Raw genomic sequence first — 19618 nt, 5'->3', positions numbered from 1 at the left:
CTATATTTGTCAGCAGATAAGAAGTTACATGCAAAAAAATGACAAAATAAAACTTAATTCCTACCTGGCTCCCCTTTCCTTTTTATATGGAATTGGGATATGGTTGCGAAATCGACTTTTTGATTGGGGTATTTTACATTCCGAACAATATTCTATTCCTGTGATCTGCATAGGAAACTTATCTGTAGGAGGAACGGGTAAAACTCCCCATACAGAATATATCATACGTTTACTGAAAGATAAATATCGCATTGCAGTATTAAGCCGAGGGTACAAAAGAAAAACATCGGGGTTTATTCTTGCTGATTCTGAAAGTTCCAGTTTGGAGATCGGAGATGAACCTTTTCAAATGAAAAATAAATTTCCGGATATACTTGTCGCTGTCGACGCTAATCGCCGCCGGGGGATTCAAAATCTTTTATCCCTCCCTGAAAAAGACAGACCTGAAGTAATTCTGTTAGATGATGCATATCAACATAGATATGTGCACCCTTCCCTTTCGATCGTGTTGAGTGACTACCATCGTTTATTTTATAATGATAAACTAATGCCTACCGGACACCTGAGAGAACCGATAAGTAATATAAACCGAACAGATATCGTGGTTGTTACTAAATGCGACGAAGATATGAAGCCGATCGATTTTCGTATTATTGAAGAAAATATGAAGTTGCGGGCTCACCAGTTACTTTTTTTTACCAGCATCGTTTATGGAGAAGTCAAACCTGTATTCCCCTCGGAAGCTCGTTTCTTAAACCATAAAAATATTGGAAAAGAAGATGATATATTGTTGATATCAGGTATTGCAGTTCCCACTCCATTTATTCGTGAGGCAGAAAAGTATTCAAATAAAGTGTTGCCGGTCGTTTTTCCTGATCATCATACGTTTAGCAAGTCAGATTTCAAGAAATTGGATGTGATATTCGAAAAGATGACTTCACCTGGAAAATTGATTTTAGTAACAGAAAAAGATGCAGCACGTTTAAAAAACAGTCCTCTTGTTCCGGAAAGTTGGAAGAAATATTTATATTATCTACCGATTGTAATCAGGTTTTACAATGAGCAGAGTTTTAATGAGACAATAAAAAAACATATTATCACATTTCCCAAAAATAATATATTACAAAACAAATATGAGTAACAGGACAGAAATATCAACATTAGGCGAATTCGGTTTGATTCGCCACCTAACTGACAGGATTGAAATAAAGAATAATAGTACGATAAAGGGCGTAGGCGATGATGCGGCAATCCTCTCCTATGAGGATAGACAAGTGCTTGTCACCACCGATCTATTATTGGAAGGTATTCATTTCGACTTGACTTATGTACCTTTAAAACATCTCGGATATAAATCGGCTGTTGTAAATTTCTCCGATATTTATGCCATGAACGGCCAGCCTAAGCAGATCACTGTATCACTTGGTATTTCCAAACGTTTTTCTGTTGAGGATGTAGAAGATTTTTATGCTGGGCTAAAGTTGGCCTGTGATGTATATGGAGTCGATATTGTCGGAGGAGACACTTCTGCTTCTTTAACAGGGCTTTGCATCAGTATCACTTGTATTGGGGAAGGAGAAAGAGACAAAGTTGTTCTTCGCAGTGGAGCCCAAGAAACGGATTTGATATGTGTTTCCGGGGATTTAGGAGCTGCTTATATGGGATTGCAATTATTAGAACGCGAAAAAAGGATATTTAAAGGTGAAAAAGATTTCACACCGGATTTTACAGGCAAAGAATATCTGTTGGAACGTCAATTGAAGCCGGAAGCTCGTAAAGATATTATAGAGATGCTTCGTCATGCGGGGATTATCCCTACAGCAATGATGGACATATCAGACGGTCTGTCTTCCGAACTTTTGCATATTTCAAAAGAAAGTAATGTCGGATGTCGCGTATATGAAGATAGAATTCCTATCGATTATCAAACGGCTGCAATGGCTGAACAATTTAATATGAATTTGGTAACTGCAGCTTTAAATGGTGGTGAAGACTATGAATTACTTTTCACTGTTCCTCTCACTGATCATGATAAAGTATCTGAAATGAAAGGTGTTAAAGTAATCGGTCATATTACAAAACCCGATCTCGGTAACTACTTGGTAGGTCGTGATGGAGGCGAAGTCGAACTAAAAGCACAAGGCTGGAATTCTTTGGAAGAATAAAAATCAGTAAAAAGTAGCTCTGCCTATTGCAAGACTCAAAAAAGATTCATATCTTTGCACCCGTTAAACAAAACAAGGGTGCCATAGCTCAGTTGGTAGAGCAAAGGACTGAAAATCCTTGTGTCCCCGGTTCGATTCCTGGTGGCACCACCAAAAAGCTTTTCAATTTTAGAAAACCCTTGAATTAGAGATAGTTCAAGGGTTCTTTTTTTACCCTCGCTACGCATTTCATTACATATTTGTGAAGTTGGATTTTGCCAGTTCAGTGGCTTTTTTTAAGGCTTTTGAAAAAGCCATAAATATGTATCATACTTCATTGTTTTTCAACTGTTTGACAATTTCAATCTCCGGTGTGAAAAAGTAATTTTGCACACATGACCGGATGGAGTTGAAAATGTGAAATAAATTTAAAAATTCGGTATTTCCCATCGGGATAAAAAAAGGAATCGAACCCGGGATACAAAAGGCAATTCGAACCTGATAAAAATGGGATTTTTATGGCTATTCCACAAGTCCCTCAAAAAAGCCACCGAATTTAACATTTCGTTTCACGTCCTCATGCCATCCGGTTTTGACGAAACAATTGGATGTAACACCTCTAAAAAAACAAAAGTGATGAAACAAGGAACAATGAACATTCTTTTTTTCGTGCTCAAAACGAAATTGTTGAAAAACGGTGAGGCCCCCGTACTGATGCGGATAACCATCAACGGGAGCTACGACGATGCCCGTATCCAAAGAAGCGTGCCTCTGAACTTATGGAATGCGGCCAAAGGATGCAGCAAGGGCAGGGACAGGGCATCCATCGCATTGAATACCTATATTGCGGAGTTACACGCACGTGCCCTCGAGAAACACAAGGAACTGGTATTGGAACAGGCCCTGATTACCCCGAAACTGATCCTGAAACGTGTTTTCGGGAAAGACACCGAAATGCGTACATTGCTCGGTACCATGCAGGATGGCATCAAGGAAATGGAAACACTGACAGGCATAGACTACTCTCCCGTTACGATCAACCGGTACAAGAACGTGGTGAAGAAATTGCAGCGGCTTATCCCCTCTTATTACGGCAAGGAGGATATCACCTTCCATGAGCTGACACCGGAGTTCATCCGCGCGTTTGACATTTACCTGAAAACGGAGGGGGGACTGTGCCGTAACACGATAGTCCGCTACATGAAATGTTTCAAGAAATTCACCAACATGGCATTGGCAAAGGAATGGATGCGTAAGAATCCCTTTTACGGTTACAAGATGGAACAGGACGAGACCGATCCGGTATTCCTGACCTACGACGAGTTGCAGGCCGTCATGAAAAAGAAATTCACCATCCCACGGCTCGAGCTGGTCAGGGACATATTTGTCTTCGCGTGCTTCACCGGTCTGGCGTTCTCCGATGTCGCCACTCTGAGTGGTGAAAACCTGGTACAGGACAATCTCGGTGACTGGTGGATAAGGAAGGGAAGGGTCAAGTTGGAACACCGCAGAAAAGCGTCTTCCATCAGCAACATCCCGCTGCTGCCCGTTCCACTGGCCATATTGGAGAAATACAGGGAACATCCGATCTGCGTAAAGAAAGGATGCTGCCTGCCTGTCATGTGCAACCAGAAAATGAACAGCTACCTCAAGGAAATCGCCGATTTCTGCGGCATAAAGAAAAATCTGACCACGCATGTGGCCAGGCACACTTTCGGGACCACCGTCACGCTCGCCAACAATGTACCCTTGCAGGACGTGTCCGTCATGCTCGGACATGCCTCCACACGCATGACGCAGCATTATGCGCGGGTCATGAACAGCAGCCTGAAAGAGGCGATGAACAATGTGAAGGAACGTCTGGAATGGTAAACCTAATTTCCGCAAGCGAATGAAATCAGAGATTGCCATGCATTTTTTAGTGAGTTTATTATCTTTACATTGTGTTTTAGTGAAACGAAGGTGCCAAAGGTCCACTCTTTTGCATAACTTCCCCTTACCCCATGAAGCGACTTGAGGCAATACGCATTACCCACCATTAGAATAAGGATTAGCCAAAATCCTGTTGAAAGGCTATTTTATACGCTGGATTCTCGGTATAGATGTTTAGCACGTACGTCCTTGAAGTCCTAATCCACTTTGCGGCAACCGAGATGTATTTGAAAACGAAAGTCTTAATACGACTCGATATGGATAGGCCAAAATCCTTAACGTTTAATTTTCGGATGATCGTTTTGTAGAAGTTCCTTATCAATGCAGTCATCAGCAGGTATACTGCATTTTCTGCCATGAATGACTTTGGCAAATGTTTCCATCCAAACCCGTTGTTCATGTCATCGAGGATTCTTTCCTTCCCACCGCGCAGGTTATAGAACTCTACGACATCCCTTATATCGGATTCGAAATCATTGGTAAGGATACACCGGTAGGTATATTCTCCTTCCCATAGCTCCCGTATGTCATCTGCTCTTCTTTGTCTTTGGATGACAAGACGGTATGGTTTCCCCTTCCATTTTTCTACGACAATCGAGTTCAACTCAAACCTGATCCCGTTGATTTCCTCAGCTTTCCATCCCCTGAGAGCGAACATGTCTTCATAAAAAGCGGAGCATCTGTTGGCTCTGATATAGAAGTACTTGCAATGGGCCTTGACGGTATCTACAATCTCTTCGGAGCACGACCCACAATCCATACGGGCTCTATTTATATGAATGCCGTTCCATTCCAGCCTGGTGAAGATTCTTTCCAATGTACACTGCTGACAGAACCGGACATTCGTGTTGCCATCCCGATTTTCAATGCCGACAATATGGTCACCTATAACGGCCACTCCCGGGCTGTATCCTGTGAACTTCTTGTATGTACGTTTGGCATCATACTTCTCCGTTTCAATGAACTGGTGGTCAAAATCCAGATCGTAACCCTGCTCCTGACATAATTCTCCGGTAGCAATGAGAGACTTGACCAACAATTCGGTCATTGTGTCAGCTGTATTGAAGTCATATGATTTACCTGAGTCTGGAGATGAATACGTTATGTTGTCTGTAGTCAGTTCTTTTATGGCGCGAAGAATCGTGTCTGCGCTGCAGGTTTTAAGTTTGGGATGCAGGGAAAGATGGGGCATGAGATGAGTGGATATGTCTTCAATGCACGAGCCGCCACAGAAGAATACGCACATGAGAGAACGGATGATTTCACTGTATTGGTAACCATAGGTTCTGCTACGCAGTCCTAATGTGGAGTCGATTACGTCCGATAAAAGAGCATCAAATTGCTCCATGATTGAAAATATTCCGCCAAAAGGTGTGATTGAATCGAATTTTATTTGTACTTTAGCCATGTCTGCTGAAGATTGGTTTGATTTTTACGCAACACGAAGTTAAGTAAATCTTCGAACATGACAAAGCACTGAGTAATATATTACTACTCACTGCTTTAAATTATTCTTATACAAAAGTGTTGCGGAAATTAGGTTTATGTTGATAATAATCACTTTCTGATGCAGGAATTCCTACGGCTAATGCCACTTTATCCCAATTACATGAACCTATCCTGCCTGAAAACGGCTGCAAAAGTAACGATTTTCCACGAGCATCCAGCCAACAGTCTGTCACAAAAATAAGGGTGGATAGAAAGTGGATAGCATTAGAGTAGTCAGGCGGACAAAAGATATCCTAAACTATTTTCAACACACGTAATCAGCAATCAATCTTTATTCAGATCGTATAAAAAGAAGGATATAGAAAAAGATGGGCTGCAAATTTATAAAGAAGGTAAGCTCATTGCAGATGTATCCGTTCCTACGAATTTTAGAGTAATGGGATATATGGCACCCTATTATTATTCGTATATCATACCCAATATGGACGAGGAAGACAATTCATTAATGCTATATCGTTTTAGACTATAAGTGAAAGTCACAAAATAGGCTGAAAGCTCAGTGGTCTTCCTCGCCCATTTTGTCTCTTTTAACCCAATTCGGTCGTTAGAACGAATAAAAATAGTCAGTCGCTTTACTTTTCTCGTTCTAATGACTGATTGAGGTTTATCCGCTAAAAGCCCTACTTAGGCCACATATCTACTATAAATTCTTTATTCCAGGCATCTTTCTCCGCTAAAACATATTCCGTTTCCCACTTGCCTAACGAATATCCCACTATATGCAATTCGGCTCCTGTCTTACCGGCCAGCTTAAACTTGCCGCTGGTGTTGACCTTGAACTGATAGTCGGAACCCGTTACTACACTTGCAGACAGATCTGTTGAAACAGAAGGACCTACTTTAACGAAAGGACCTCCGCAATAGGCTATATTGACTTCCGTCTTGAAATATACACCCAGGCTTGCAGCCACTTCACCAGAGTAAGTGATGTTGGTTCGATCTACATAGCAGTTAAACGAATGGTTGTATTCTTTATAAAAGACCCAGCCTCTGTCTCTTGCATAGGAAGGACCCAGCTTAAAGGAAGAATCAAAAGTCATGGGCAGAGTTATGCCTATCGTGCCTTTTGCATGTGCATTACAGTCCATAGTTAAAGTGGGTATAACCATGACCGAAATGTGAATGGGACCTGCTATCGGGAATACAACTACAATAGGAGGATAATAGACTAATGGGACTTCACCGCCGCTTGATTTATCCTTCACATCCCATTCAACGAACAGAGGACCATCCAGTTTGTACTCACCTGTGAAGTAGCAATCAAAGTTACGTAATTTGAACCAGGAAATGTTGATGCCGATTTCAAGGTCTAATGCTGTGTGGGTCTGTACATCCTTCAGTCCAATGCGTAAGCCTTTTTCTTCGTATGAATAATTGGTTATTCCATCCTTGTTGAAAATATGCCATGTAGCTTCTTGGGCCAGCAGCTCTTCGGCTGTTGCATACTTTTTGCCATTGTCTTCTGTACCGCTGAAGATAACCACGCTGGGATGATAAACGCCGTCTTTGGAATAACGGTTCTTCAAGCCTTTCTCGCCGTAGTTAACATACAATTCCGTGCTCAGCTTGAAGTCGCCATGCTCTATCAGGTCTGCCAATGTACCTTGGGTTGTCGTCAGAATAGCATCCTTTCCGTTTGCCGATACATTTGATACCTTCCGAATGAAAGGTGGCGTGTCAATGCTGCGCCATATAGACAACACATCGTTCTTGTTTACCTTTGTCTTTATCTTATCCAGGTATGCCTGGCTCACACGAATCTGTGTTGTGTCAGCATTTAAGATCTCCACATCGTTCGGATTGATAAAATCAAAATAGTTGAGAGCTTGGGCATTTTCTGCAAGCTCAATTTCGCCTTTCTCAATAGGCGGATCGGGAGAAACATTGTTATCGTCATCGTTGTCACAAGATATTACCGTAAGTGATACGAAGAACAAGGCAAGAAAAGCAAACTTGCCCGATTTGAAAAAAGACCAATACTGCTTCATAAATGTGGATTATTTTACGCCTTCCAGGTTTCTTGGAAGAACCTGATAATACATGGAAGCGTGAAACCGGAACACCGCATTTTGAGTGGAGTCACAACAAAACAAGCATAACGCTTCCTCAATTGTTGATATACCTAATTTCCGCAACACTTTTGTACAAGAATAATTTAAAGCACTGAGTAGTAATGTATTACCCAGTGCTTTGTCATGTCAGAAGATTCACTTAACTTCGTGTTGCAATAAAAATCAAACCAATCTTCAGCAGACATGGCTAAAGTACAAATAAAATTCGATTCAATCACACCTTTTGGCGGAATATTTTCAATCATGGAGCAATTTGATGCTCTTTTATCGGACGTAATCGACTCCACATTAGGACTGCGTAGCAGAACCTATGGTTACCAATACAGTGAAATCATCCGTTCTCTCATGTGCGTATTCTTCTGTGGCGGCTCGTGCATTGAAGACATATCCACTCATCTCATGCCCCATCTTTCCCTGCATCCCAAACTTAAAACCTGCAGCGCAGACACGATTCTTCGCGCCATAAAAGAACTGACTACAGACAACATAACGTATTCATCTCCAGACTCAGGTAAATCATATGACTTCAATACAGCTGACACAATGAACGAATTGTTGGTCAAGTCTCTCATTGCTACCGGAGAATTATGTCAGGAGCAGGGTTACGATCTGGATTTTGACCACCAGTTCATTGAAACGGAGAAGTATGATGCCAAACGTACATACAAGAAGTTCACAGGATACAGCCCGGGAGTGGCCGTTATAGGTGACCATATTGTCGGCATTGAAAATCGGGATGGCAACACGAATGTCCGGTTCTGCCAGCAGTGTACATTGGAAAGAATCTTCACCAGGCTGGAATGTAACGGCATTCATATAAATAGAGCTCGTATGGATTGTGGGTCGTGCTCCGAAGAGATTGTAGATACCGTCAAGGCCCATTGCAAGTACTTCTATATCAGAGCCAACAGATGCTCCGCTTTTTACGATGACATGTTCGCCCTCAGGGGATGGAAGGCTGAGGAGATCAACGGAATCAGGTTCGAGCTGAATTCGATTGTCGTAGAAAAGTGGAAGGGGAAACCATACCGTCTTGTCATCCAAAGACAAAGAAGAACAGATGACATACGGGAGCTATGGGAAGGAGAATATACCTACCGGTGTATCCTTACCAATGATTTCGAATCCGACATAAGGGATGTCGTAGAGTTCTATAACCTGTGCGGTGGGAAGGAAAGAATCCTCGATGACATGAACAACGGGTTTGGATGGAAACATTTGCCAAAGTCATTCATGGCAGAAAATGCAGTATACCTGCTGATGACTGCATTGATAAGGAACTTCTACAAAACAATCATCCGAAAATTAAACGTTAAGGATTTTGGCCTATCCATATCGAGTCGTATTAAGACTTTCGTTTTCAAATCATTGCTGTCCGCTAAAGTTTAGTGTAGTACGATTCGCCTACCCGCAGTGTCACTTGATAGGCATTGCGGGTGTTTGTTTTGTCTGGTAAGCCCCTCTATCCAAAGAGCAGGAGTTCCTTGGGTGGCGATTCTGCCTCGGCTACCAGTTTTGACCAGTCTTTGTCGGGTTCTTCGAGGAAGGTGTAGAGGTTGACGTAATACATTAACATGATTCTGACCATTGTTGCCAATCCCGAGAAGCTCCAGCTGCGTTTGATGCGTTTCTTCAGCACCATCAGTAGAAGGTTGGCGATGAGGGTTATCCATATCTGGATTTTGATGGCATTGGCGCTTTCGCCGTAAAAGTACCGAAGGGGGAAGTTCTGCTTTATCTGCTTGAACAACAGCTCTATCTCCCAGCGTTTCCGGTAGATTGCCACAATATCCTCGGCGCTCATCTCCATGTCGTTTGTGAGGAGGGATATGAGCTTGGCCCCTCTTTTCTTTTGGTCGACGTAGGTGACTATGCGTGCATGGTGCTTTATATCGTCGCCATCTTTGACCTTCTTCGTGAATGTCACATGGCGTTCCCGAAGTGCCATCAACCCACTTTCTGTCATGTATATCGTATCAGCAGAAACCTCATAGACAAGATTCTTCTTCATCTTGGTGACATATATGACACCTGCCCGGCTCAGCTCCTCGAACTTGGCGTAATCGATGTAGGCCCTGTCCAGGGCAACGATGTCTCCGCTTGTGTAATTTGACGGCTTGAGCATGAAACTGTCATTAGTGGCGGCAGATGTGAACCTGATATCTGAAGAAACTCCCTCGTTTGCATGGATATTGGTGTGGACCTTTATGCCGCCTTTCTTCTTCCCCGTCTTCGGATGGCGTCCGACTCCCGTGAAGATAAGGTTGGAGAACAGGCTGATTGTCGTCGAATCGATAATCTGCAGCCGGTTTATCCAACTGGAAGATGGATTGTTTCGGCTGTCCGATGAAAGTTCGTTGCGGTATGTCTTGTACAGGTCGCGATAGATTGCCTCAAAGATTCCCTCTGACCTGCGTGCATTTGCGTCAGACAGAGTACTGCGCCGGGGCATCATGCTTATCCCAAGATGGGCAAGCTTTCTCGCTTCAGGGAACATCGAGTCCGTGATTTCCCGCAGCGAATCGAACCGTTTGATCACGGCATACAACATTATCAGCAGATGCTGCCAAGCGTCAAAGTGTTTGACATACCGTTCGCCGCCCTTTTCTTGACTGATTTGGAGAATTTTTGACTTGTCCAGCAAATTTATCAGCTGACCATATGCCGGCTGTCCGTTGAAATGACTACCTTTGTTCATCGTTATTGATTTATTTTTTAGCAGAAACAAAGGTAACGAAAAAGGCTGGACCTCCGAGAGGGGATTCAGCCTTGTATTTTTGATTCGGTCAAACTTTTACCGGACACCAATATTTTCAAATACATCTCGATTGCCGCAAAGTGGATTAGGACTTCAAGGACGTACGTGCTAAACATCTATACCGAGAATCCAGCGTATAAAATAGCCTTTCAACAGGATTTTGGCTAATCCTTATTCTAATGGTGGGTAATGCGTATTGCCTCAAGTCGCTTCATGGGGTAAGGGGAAGTTATGCAAAAGAGTGGACCTTTGGCACCTTCGTTTCACTAAAACACAATGTAAAGATAATAAACTCACTAAAAAATGCATGGCAATCTCTGATTTCATTCGCTTGCGGAAATTAGGGTAAATATGCAACCGGCCCGTCATTGAAGGTATCTGAAAAGGATACCTTCTTTTTGTTATACTGTCTGTTATCCATTTTCTCTGGAAAACATCTTTGATCTTCATAATCATCCTACGCTGGCGAAATAATTCATCATGGACACTACATATCCAAGTAACGGTATCAGTACACCGATTACATATACCATAGCGTACCCCAAAAGGACGAGAGGTAATATTTTACGGTAAAGACCGGCGATAACAAGAAATATAAACAAAAAACAAGAACCATAAACTCCTATTTGAAAACCGGGCATCAATTCATAAACGGGTACGGGCTCGGGGTTAAGCATGGCTCCGGCCACAATGGAATAAAGACTTGCCAACAATATAAATAATGTATACAGGCAGCTCTTAAAAATCCCGGGATCGTTTCTTTTACAATAGAGAATTGTTTGGATATCACTCCTAAGAAACTCAATACCCAGCAAGAGAGCTACCATGACACCCGTATCAAAAGCAGAGAATATATTCATTTCAATCAATCACCTTTGACGCGAAGACATGTATTTATTCCGGAATGCCACGCCTTCGCTTGTTTTACGATATGATATTGATATCCGATAGTTTGGAAAATATTTGAAAAACCTTCGTTGTATGCTTTTAAATTTGCTCATTACACTTATTACATGTTGTATCCGACAAATTGAAAATCCCAGCCATTCTTTCAATTTCTTACCTGCAAATATAGCCCTTTGCCGGGTTGATTGCGCAAGGCGGCCCCTTTCAGGGGCTGGTTGGCTAAAAGAAAATCATCCTCGCTTCGCTGCGGTATTTTCTTTTGCCAAGCCTTGCGCAATCCCCGGCAAAGGACAGTCCGGCAAGTAAGAAACCGAAAAACCGGCTCCACGGAGCCGATCATGTCAAACAAACTAAAAAAATGAAGGTATGAACAGAGAGACAACAAGCAAAGTCCACAAAGGACAGCAGGGTGCCAATCCGAAAATGAGAATGTTGGTTTATCGGGAAAGGAGCTATCCCGCACGGAAGGTGCAAGGCAGGGACGGAAGCTATACGGTTGCCGCAGACAGCCTGGTGCCGGAACTGCTGGACGGCATCAGAAGCCTTGACCCGGCAGCTTTCAAGCTGGACGAGGAAATCGCCTGCTATTGCTCGGACGAGGAAATCCAAAAACTGGCGGACGAAGAACTGGTAGAAATAATTTATGAATGGCAACGGTTATGACTGAAACAACAACAGCAAAGGTCCGGGAAGAACAAGTAACGGGCCTTACCGCAGAGAATGCGCACCGGGTCACGATGATCCGGGAAAAGGGTACGGACCATCCTCCCGTACCGTTCCATTTCAGAAAGGAGCATCATGGAACGGGCAACTATGTACACCTGTACGGAAATCCGGAAGATCGGAATGAATTGCATTCCAGGGACTTCAAAGACTGGGAAGCCGTAGCGTTCAAACATCCTGGCTATCTGGAGGATATGTGGAAACAGGCTTGCGACGCATACGCCTGGAGTTCCTTCGACCCGGAGATTCGTGGCGAGACGGACATCATGATTTACGGGGAGGAGCTGCACAACGACCTGCAACTCATGCAGGAAGAGGAACGGGATACATACATCGCCGCCTACCGGAAAAAGCTATCCGCCCAGCTCTCGGCCCTCTCACGCTGCGCCAACCCGATGGTGACGGGACGAGGCGGATTTGATTACCACAGGCAGGAGAATACGAACAGAAGCTATCAGAACCGCTACGAGGAGTTCCGCAATTGGCGGCAAAAGGTTCTTGAAGCCGTCAGACGAAAAAAGGAAGCCGCACGACCGGAGGAAGAAAAACTGGAAAAGGCATGGCAGACGCTCAAACGCGACATCAAGAGCAGCGCCGACACCATCCACGGGATTGACACCGGACAATGCCGGGGTTATAACCGTGCCCTGTTCGTCAGCAGCATCCTGAACAAGGTATCCACCTTCGCCAATCACGGGGAAGTGGAAATCGTCCGCAGGGCCGTGGACTTCATTTCCGAATATAACGCAAGGCTAAGGAAACCCGTCATCACCCCGAGAAACAAATTCTTCCAATTGCCGGAACTTGCGGAACGGATGCGCGAAAGGCTGAAAGCGGTGCAAAGCCGGGAAAACAAGGAAGTGCCGTTCGAGGGCGGGACACTTGTATGGAACTATGGGGAAGACCGCCTTCAGATCCTGTTTGACAGGATTCCCGAAGACAACAGACGAAAGGAACTGAAATCCTCCGGATTCCGCTGGTCACCCAGAAACAAGGCATGGCAACGGCAGCTCACCTCCAATGCCCTCAGTGCCGCCAAGAGAGTGTTGAACCTTCAAAACATCTGAACCATGAATAACGACAAACTGAAATTCGTAGTCGATTCACGCAGTTTTGACGGCAGCTGCGTGACCACCATGTCTGACGGAATACACGGCGACTACCATCATGAGACACTGGAGGAACTGAGGGACAGGGAAAAGAACCCGTACCTCACAGCCGTGTCCGGAAATACCGTCCGCAAGATGATACGCATCCACCTGCAATCCCTCTGCGCCCCGTTCAGTGAGATTACGGAAGAAAGATATTTCGACTACATGGATGTCTTGCCCCCCATCCGCCATACCCGGAATTTCTTTTTCCTGGGAGAGCCTTATCATGCGGACATCTACCGGTTCTGCTTCCGGGCGGGCGGACGCTACTTCACGGGACTCCGCTCCGTTACCACGCCAAGAAAGGAGCTGGAACGGCAGATGGACAACCATTACCGGAACATTACCTTCAAAGGAGACATCCTGAAAGAAAAGCCGATGGTCATCTCCGGCCACGCACGGCATGCCTCTATAATTATAGTTCCTTATCTGTTTCTTGACATAAATGGCGAGAAGAAGTTCATCTGCAACCTGATGAGAGGAACGGACGAATCGTCAGGCAGGGATGTAAGGCTGGAAACCGCCAAAATCCTGCGAAGCCTGCGCCGTCATCATTTCCTCTACTTCTCCGGCTATGAGGGAAACGACGATATGGACAAGTTCCTAGGCGAAGTGATGAAGAAAAAGCACACCCTGCTGGCAAACGGCAACTTCCTCCAATATCCCGTGAACCGGGAGTCCGTGTCTTTTACCGGAACGGTCAGGGAAACAGGCGAGCCGTTCTTCTTCCGGATTTACGACAGGGAGCTGTTCCTGCACCTGTTGTACGTCCTGAGAGGCATCAAAAGGGAAAAAGCTAAAATATAACGTGACACATAACGACGGTATGGTGACTGTCTTTCCGACCCGTCACCATACTAAAAAAACAATGAAATCATGAGAACTGTGACCGAAGAATCGTTGCGACGCAGGCTGGCCCGTCTGGAGTCGGCCCTGGAAAGCGAAAAGGCACGCCTGAGAAAAGTATGCGGCGGCATCCCCTGGGGAGCCGGGATGAGGCGTACCAAATGTACCCCCTCATTCCGAAGGGAGGACGAACTGATCGGGAAAATCAAGGCGGTGAGACAGCAACTCTTCCAAATGTCCGCAGGCGGTGACAATCACACGTTTAAAGAAACAGGCAGGTGAATGCCGGCCAATTAACTTGCAAGTCAATAATTTTAAAACCAGTTACGAATATGAACACCCGATTGGCTATAATCCGTTCAGAGGGAAAAGAACATCTCTGCTACCGGGAAGAGGAATGTTTTGTCGATGTATCCTATCCGATGGTGACATTTACCAAAGGGGAGGATGATTTTGAAATTGTCAAATGCGACCATCCGTCCATGGAAGAGACTTTCCTGTATCAGGAAAGCCGTCTCTCAATCGTGATTGAAATGTACCATAACGGCTGGCCGGCATTGTCTCTGAAAGATCCCGTGACCCATGAGATATACACGGTCCTGACGGTCAACTTAGAAGATAAGGCGGCATTCTCACTGCCTGACAGGGCATTCGTGGACATCAACAACAATCCTGATGCCATGGAGTTCCTTCTGTCTAACAAATTGGCTGAGGATACAGGTTATAGACGTCAGAGCGGCCGGGTAAGCTACCCGATGGTCACACTTAACCTTCCGACGTTTTACAGGCTTGACCCACATGCCTTTAGCGCAATATTGAATATCCGGTAATCCTTCCGGGCAATGAATCTGGTATCAACAATCAAATGGAAAGAATCATGAAAAGATATGACATAAGAGTAAGGTATTCCTTCGAGGGCACTTACACGGTAGCGGCAGAAGACCGCGATGAAGCAAAAAGAATGGTAAATGACGATTGCGGTCTTGTTTTGGGCGGCGATATCCACACGACACGCGATGACGATGAAGTGTTGGACTGGGATTTCTGTATCCATCCCGACACGCGGATTCTCTCCTTGCAGGAAAGAGGCGGAAAAGGAAGTTTACCGTCAGAAGCCGTTGATTTCAGCGGCAGGATCAAGGAACTGCGGGGGGACATCATCGACGCGATACGGCAGTTGCTCCATGCTCACTGCGTGAAAGAAATTCGTCTTCCGGAAGAGGATTATGATCCGGTCTGGGTGATATGGTTTGGCAAGAACGGAGAACCATATGAATGCAGGGTGACAGGACTCCGGGTAACAGCGGACAGCCTGACCGTCCTTGCCGAAGAGAAAGAAAGCGGTGACGAGGTGCAGTGTCACAGCCCGTTTGAACTCGGCGCGAAGAACATAGACTGGCTTTATGAGATGTATGAGGCTGTGTGGCATCAACTGAGAGAAACAAACAATGTAGAATCACAAATAGAAGAACCATGAAATATCAAGCGGAAAATACCGTCTCCAGTTTCTTCTACTACATGTGGAACGCCTGGAGCGAGGAGGAATGCAAAACCGTGTATGGCGGCATGTACCCGCATTTCTGGGAAAAATGGTGCGTGGCGACAGACAAGGGCACATTCGGCGCGGCGGAACGGTTCTATCTGGAACTTTCGGAAGACAACCGCAGGCTTTTGGTGGAACGGGCCGTCTCGATATACGACGGACGAGGCCTCAGAAACAGGAACAGAAACATAAAAAATCAAACAGCATGCAGGGAAACATTATCAGTCTGATCTGCAACTCATGCGGTTGCGGTCAAACGGAAGCACAGGAATACCTGGACTCCGAAATCCGGTACCTGCGCGAATTGCAGGAGGCGGACGACCTGAGAGAAGATGACATGGAAACGGCCTGTCTCAACCTCGGTCTTGACCTTGACTACCGGGAATATTTTATCAACCGCCTCGCAGGGGCATAAAAAACTTATGGCTATGACTTATTTTCAGAACATACACTCTCTGACGGACTTGAAGAAAGAATACCGCCGGCTGGCATTGGAGCACCACCCGGACAAGGGTGGTGACACCGCAATCATGCAACAGGTGAACACCGAGTTTGGAAGGCTTTTTGAGGCTTGGAAAGAAAAACCGGATATTCCCTCGACCTCAACCGGATATGAATATGACTATCCGGGAGCCACGGCAAAGGAATACACCAAGTATGTGTATAACGAATACCGCTGGAAAGGCCGCAATTACAAGGGGCAGCACGCTCCTGAAATTGTGGGACTGGTACGGGCATGGCTCAAGGAGACCTATCCGGGATACAAGTTCTCTGTCAGACGGGAGAATTGCCACTCCATCCATATCCGGTTGATGAAAGCGGATTTCGAGGCGTTCACCAAAGAGTCCGGAAAAGTTCAAGGCGATGTCAACCACCATCATATCCATTCAGACAAATCCTTGACGGACAGGGCAAAGGATGTAATGGTGAATATCTGCGATTTCATCATGTCGTACAATTTCGATGACAGCGACCCCATGACGGACTATTTTCACACCAACTTTTACCTGACGCTCGGAATCGGAAGTTACAAACAGCCGTACAAGGTGGAACCGCCCAAACTCGGCAGCAAAGACAAGCCGGAGGTATTCAAGCATCCGGAAGGTCCGGCACACAAGGCAATGCGCCGGGCATTGGGCAAAGCGCGTTTCGGCTTCATCGAAAGCCGGAAGTATGCCGGGGAAATAATTCTGGGGGAAGACTGTTTCGGCTCACGGGGCGAAGTCTATTTTTGGCCGAAGGAATATTCAAGCGCAAAAATGGCCCAAAAACGCATCGACAAACTGGAGGAAGCCGGAATAAGGTGCGAACTCACCGGCTATAACGGAGGATACATCCGCCTGCTCGGATACACCCCTGAGATGAGAAATTCCCTGGAACGGGAACGTCAGGAGTATGCCGCCGCGTATCAGGCATGGTACTCAAAACAGAATTTAAAAACAATCTGATTCAGGAATTATGGATACAAACAATTTGGACAAGTGGTGGTACGGACTTCCGGAAAACACCAGACAGGCTATAGGAAACGATGGGATATGGGAAAAACTGGATATGCCGTCCCGTTCGGCGCTACACCGGTATTCCCGGCTTAGAATTTACGGAACGGCAAAGGACAGGGATGAGGAACGCACGCTGCTCAATGAAATCGCGTGCGGACTGGGCGACCTTGCCCTTGTCCGTAAAAACGGCATCGCTTTGGAGAAAATGTGCAACGGGAACGGGGAATTTTACGATGAATACCAGGAACAGTTCGACATATTATATGACAATTACGGACATACAATAGAAAATATAAGCTGGCCGGACTGGATCGGACATACAATTCCGACAAACAGGGAACTGGTCCGGTTATTGGAACATCACGGTTACAAGCGTATGGAAATCGATACCGACAGAAGAATCCCGAAAACTTTCTATGTTTTCCGTCGTGGGTTGCACATCAACGCAAGCGAGGACTTGTCTTACCACATCGTACCGCAACAGGACAGTTTCGGACTGGGGCGTTTTGCGGTATGCGCTACCAAAGACGGTGAAAGCTCCCAGCTGGGAACTGACTGTGCCCGGCTCTTTTTGAGGCGCTTCCTTGCCTTCCTGAAGGGTGAAAGAAGCGGGAAAGAGATTATAGATGAAATATGCAACAACCGACAAACTGAACGATAGTATGAAAGCAAAAGTATTCAAGTACAGGTCTGACGGGAATACCGTCGTGGCTCCTTATATGGAACTGGAGCCGTACGCCGAGAATGTATATCTCTCCCTGTCTAGAAAGAACGAATATGGGAATGAGGACGATGACTGTTTCCATGTGGTCTGCCGGATTGAAAACGTTTATTTCTCCAGCGGGCAGTATTCACGCCGGTTCCTCAACGGAGAAAACCGCAGGGACGAAACTGCCGCCTATTGCAGGAACTGGATCGCGGATACGCTTCAGGGCGCGGAAAGAGGAGCCTTTGTCAGGTTGATCTCAGTCCGCGTGTTCGAGGCTCTCGGACTTGACACCACCCCCCTGGTGCAAGCCCGTGAGGCATACAAAAGGAGGCAGGAACAGAAACGCAGGGAACAGGAGGAGAAAGAGGCGGAAGAGCGCAGAGCGCGGGAAGAGCAACATCAGCGGCTGCTCGATGAACAGAAACAGAAATTCCTGGACGGGGAACGGATCACGGGAGGAATGTTCCTTGAAATCACCGGAAGGGACGGTTTTGACATCCATATCAGAACCAAAGGGACATTCAACAGGCATGTAAGAGGCATTGACAGGAACGGAACCGTCAGTTACCGGAAAATCAAAGGTCACCGGACTCCGGACTTTACCGGATGCCATAAGGCCGTGGGCGATTATCTTGCATTTATAACAACAAGAAAGGGCAAATAATAAAACCTGGCGGTAACGGCGTGCTCCATGCGGCTGTTACCGTTGCCGGCTTCCGGACTCACAACTTACGGTTCAGCGCCATCGCCAACGGAAACATAAACCGGTTATAGGCCTTGAGCTTTTGCAAATTCAGCGCATATCCGGCATAGGGGCTGGTCAGATCGGTATAGAAGAATACATCGGTAAATCCCGCGTGTTCCTCCACAATTTCACCATCCAACGGAATCTCCTCCACATTGAACCGCTCCAGAGGCAGCTCTTCCAGACGGGCATGCTCCGCATTGCCCAATACGTTCAGGTTGCGGTTAAACAGCACGAATCCTTTCTTCCTGTAATCCACACGCATACCATACGGACGCTCCACAAGGAAAGCATCCGCCGCTTTCTTTATATAGTTTTCCATGATCCTGAAATTAGAAACTGCAAAAATACACCATTTGTCCGGCAATGGCGAACAAATCAGGAAGATTATCTCCGGAAGCCATACAAGATCCCGCAACAAGGAACAACCGCATATTTTATTTCCCACCCTGCAAAGGTAGTCCCGTGTCCTGTGTACCCGTACAAGGTCAGGCCCCTGCGGGGTTGGCTGAAAGAAAATCATCCTCGCTTCGCTGCGGTATTTTCTTTCGCCAAACCTTGCGGGTACGGCCACGGGACTGTCAGGCAGGCGAGAAATAAAAATACCGGCTCCCGGAGCCGGACGTGTTTAACAGATAAAAATACAAAAGTCATGAAAATCCTGAATGAAGAACATTTCGAGAATGTAAGGCGCTATGCCGAATCCATCGGTGACACCTCGCTCCAAAAATGTCTGGAACGGTTGAAAAGCTGGGAAGAAAACCCTGACTGTCCCTGCGAAATCTCACTCTACTACGACCATGCCCCGTACTCGTTCGGCTTTACACAGCGCTATCCCGACGGAAGGACAGGTATCGTGGGAGGTCTGCTCTATCATGGAATACCTGACAGATCGTTTGCCGTAACATTGCAGCCGTTCCACGGATGGCAGATACATACCTGAAAAACATGAGACTCGACAATGACCGAAAAGCAGACTTCAGAACAGAGAATCCGAGGTCTGCTTTTTCATTTCTTGCTGTAAAGATAGCCGTTTCCCGGGCTGATTGCGCAAGGCGGCCCCTTTCAGGGGCTGGGTTGG

21 protein-coding genes, 1 tRNA gene and 1 pseudogene are annotated in these 19618 nt (G+C 45.8%); 17 read left to right on the top strand and 6 right to left on the bottom strand.

The features are described from left to right. Positions 1-28 precede the first annotated feature (28 nt). The 4 genes from lpxK (at position 29) to NQ542_RS10705 (ending at position 4016) form a co-directional block, all read left to right on the top strand. Complete coding sequence (gene lpxK / locus NQ542_RS10720) at positions 29-1141, top strand: tetraacyldisaccharide 4'-kinase (RefSeq protein ID WP_005640443.1); 1113 nt, start codon at positions 29-31, stop codon at positions 1139-1141. Next, positions 1134-2165: a thiamine-phosphate kinase gene (thiL, locus tag NQ542_RS10715; protein WP_005640445.1), complete on the top strand. Its 1032-nt coding sequence runs from the start codon at positions 1134-1136 to the stop codon at positions 2163-2165. The genes lpxK and thiL overlap by 8 nt, the downstream gene beginning before the upstream one ends. A 77-nt stretch (positions 2166-2242) precedes the next feature. Beyond that, positions 2243-2318, top strand: a tRNA-Phe gene (locus NQ542_RS10710). A 462-nt stretch (positions 2319-2780) separates the two neighbouring features. Then, positions 2781-4016 (top strand): site-specific integrase, encoded by a 1236-nt coding sequence (locus tag NQ542_RS10705; RefSeq protein ID WP_005864602.1) that lies wholly within the window; start codon positions 2781-2783, stop codon positions 4014-4016. A 178-nt stretch (positions 4017-4194) separates the two neighbouring features. Here the strand turns inward: NQ542_RS10705 and NQ542_RS10700 are convergent, their stop codons facing one another. Together NQ542_RS10700 and NQ542_RS10695 are read right to left on the bottom strand one after the other, a co-directional pair. Continuing rightward, positions 4195-5484, bottom strand: coding sequence for an IS1380-like element ISBvu1 family transposase (locus NQ542_RS10700; RefSeq protein ID WP_005640453.1), 1290 nt, complete (start codon positions 5482-5484; stop codon positions 4195-4197). A 721-nt stretch (positions 5485-6205) separates the two neighbouring features. Continuing rightward, positions 6206-7573: a hypothetical protein gene (locus tag NQ542_RS10695; RefSeq protein WP_005640468.1), complete on the bottom strand. Its 1368-nt coding sequence runs from the start codon at positions 7571-7573 to the stop codon at positions 6206-6208. 267 nt (positions 7574-7840) lie between these two features. Between NQ542_RS10695 and NQ542_RS10690 the strand changes: the two are divergent. Beyond that, positions 7841-9022, top strand: a pseudogene (locus NQ542_RS10690) (IS1380-like element ISBvu1 family transposase); the annotation flags it as partial. Positions 9023-9119: 97 nt separating this feature from the next. Here the strand turns inward: NQ542_RS10690 and NQ542_RS10685 are convergent. From NQ542_RS10685 to NQ542_RS17955, 3 genes are all read right to left on the bottom strand, one after another. Beyond that, entirely contained in the window at positions 9120-10355 is a 1236-nt protein-coding gene (locus NQ542_RS10685) for an IS4 family transposase (RefSeq protein WP_005640472.1), read from the bottom strand. A gap of 512 nt (positions 10356-10867) precedes the next feature. Beyond that, positions 10868-11275: a hypothetical protein gene (locus NQ542_RS10680; protein ID WP_005640474.1), complete on the bottom strand. Its 408-nt coding sequence runs from the start codon at positions 11273-11275 to the stop codon at positions 10868-10870. 191 nt (positions 11276-11466) lie between these two features. After that, on the bottom strand, positions 11467-11661 hold the full coding sequence (locus NQ542_RS17955) for a hypothetical protein (protein ID WP_005634939.1): 195 nt from the start codon (positions 11659-11661) through the stop codon (positions 11467-11469). A gap of 26 nt (positions 11662-11687) precedes the next feature. Here NQ542_RS17955 and NQ542_RS10670 point away from each other — a divergent pair, with 26 nt between their 5' ends. From NQ542_RS10670 to NQ542_RS10620, 11 genes are all read left to right on the top strand, one after another. After that, the gene (locus NQ542_RS10670; RefSeq protein WP_005634950.1) at positions 11688-11984 is read left to right on the top strand and encodes a hypothetical protein; all 297 of its coding nucleotides are present in this window, start codon (positions 11688-11690) and stop codon (positions 11982-11984) included. Then, positions 11969-13111, top strand: coding sequence for a hypothetical protein (locus tag NQ542_RS10665; protein WP_007851204.1), 1143 nt, complete (start codon positions 11969-11971; stop codon positions 13109-13111). Before NQ542_RS10670 ends, NQ542_RS10665 begins: the two co-directional genes overlap by 16 nt. Before the next feature lie 3 nt (positions 13112-13114). Beyond that, complete coding sequence (locus NQ542_RS10660; RefSeq protein ID WP_007851207.1) at positions 13115-14002, top strand: hypothetical protein; 888 nt, start codon at positions 13115-13117, stop codon at positions 14000-14002. Between the two features lie 69 nt (positions 14003-14071). Then, the gene (locus NQ542_RS10655) at positions 14072-14323 is read left to right on the top strand and encodes a hypothetical protein (protein WP_005637783.1); all 252 of its coding nucleotides are present in this window, start codon (positions 14072-14074) and stop codon (positions 14321-14323) included. A gap of 50 nt (positions 14324-14373) precedes the next feature. Beyond that, positions 14374-14871 carry a DUF4313 domain-containing protein gene (locus tag NQ542_RS10650; RefSeq protein WP_007219084.1) on the top strand — a complete coding sequence of 166 codons (498 nt, stop codon included), beginning with the start codon at positions 14374-14376 and terminating at the stop codon, positions 14869-14871. 47 nt (positions 14872-14918) lie between these two features. Further along, the gene (locus NQ542_RS10645; protein WP_038607716.1) at positions 14919-15518 is read left to right on the top strand and encodes a hypothetical protein; all 600 of its coding nucleotides are present in this window, start codon (positions 14919-14921) and stop codon (positions 15516-15518) included. Next, entirely contained in the window at positions 15515-15814 is a 300-nt protein-coding gene (locus tag NQ542_RS10640) for a hypothetical protein (protein WP_005637786.1), read from the top strand. The genes NQ542_RS10645 and NQ542_RS10640 overlap by 4 nt, the downstream gene beginning before the upstream one ends. Next, positions 15790-15999, top strand: coding sequence for a hypothetical protein (locus tag NQ542_RS10635; RefSeq protein ID WP_005802673.1), 210 nt, complete (start codon positions 15790-15792; stop codon positions 15997-15999). The genes NQ542_RS10640 and NQ542_RS10635 overlap by 25 nt, the downstream gene beginning before the upstream one ends. A 13-nt stretch (positions 16000-16012) precedes the next feature. Beyond that, entirely contained in the window at positions 16013-17032 is a 1020-nt protein-coding gene (locus tag NQ542_RS10630) for an LPD29 domain-containing protein (RefSeq protein ID WP_007851220.1), read from the top strand. Between the two features lie 10 nt (positions 17033-17042). Next, on the top strand, positions 17043-17744 hold the full coding sequence (locus tag NQ542_RS10625; RefSeq protein ID WP_005636610.1) for a hypothetical protein: 702 nt from the start codon (positions 17043-17045) through the stop codon (positions 17742-17744). 1 nt (position 17745) lies between these two features. Continuing rightward, positions 17746-18456, top strand: coding sequence for a hypothetical protein (locus tag NQ542_RS10620; RefSeq protein ID WP_007851223.1), 711 nt, complete (start codon positions 17746-17748; stop codon positions 18454-18456). A 58-nt stretch (positions 18457-18514) separates the two neighbouring features. Here NQ542_RS10620 and NQ542_RS10615 read toward each other — a convergent pair whose 3' ends face one another. Then, complete coding sequence (locus NQ542_RS10615) at positions 18515-18859, bottom strand: hypothetical protein (protein WP_005636608.1); 345 nt, start codon at positions 18857-18859, stop codon at positions 18515-18517. 330 nt (positions 18860-19189) lie between these two features. On the opposite strand from NQ542_RS10615, the gene NQ542_RS10610 reads away from it, so the two are divergent. After that, positions 19190-19480 carry a DUF4120 family protein gene (locus tag NQ542_RS10610; RefSeq protein ID WP_005942846.1) on the top strand — a complete coding sequence of 97 codons (291 nt, stop codon included), beginning with the start codon at positions 19190-19192 and terminating at the stop codon, positions 19478-19480. Positions 19481-19618 lie beyond the last annotated feature (138 nt).

Origin of the sequence: Parabacteroides merdae ATCC 43184 (genome assembly GCF_025151215.1) — a bacterium.
Taxonomy (GTDB): domain Bacteria; phylum Bacteroidota; class Bacteroidia; order Bacteroidales; family Tannerellaceae; genus Parabacteroides; species Parabacteroides merdae.
This window is presented reverse-complemented; position numbering and strand designations above follow the sequence as displayed.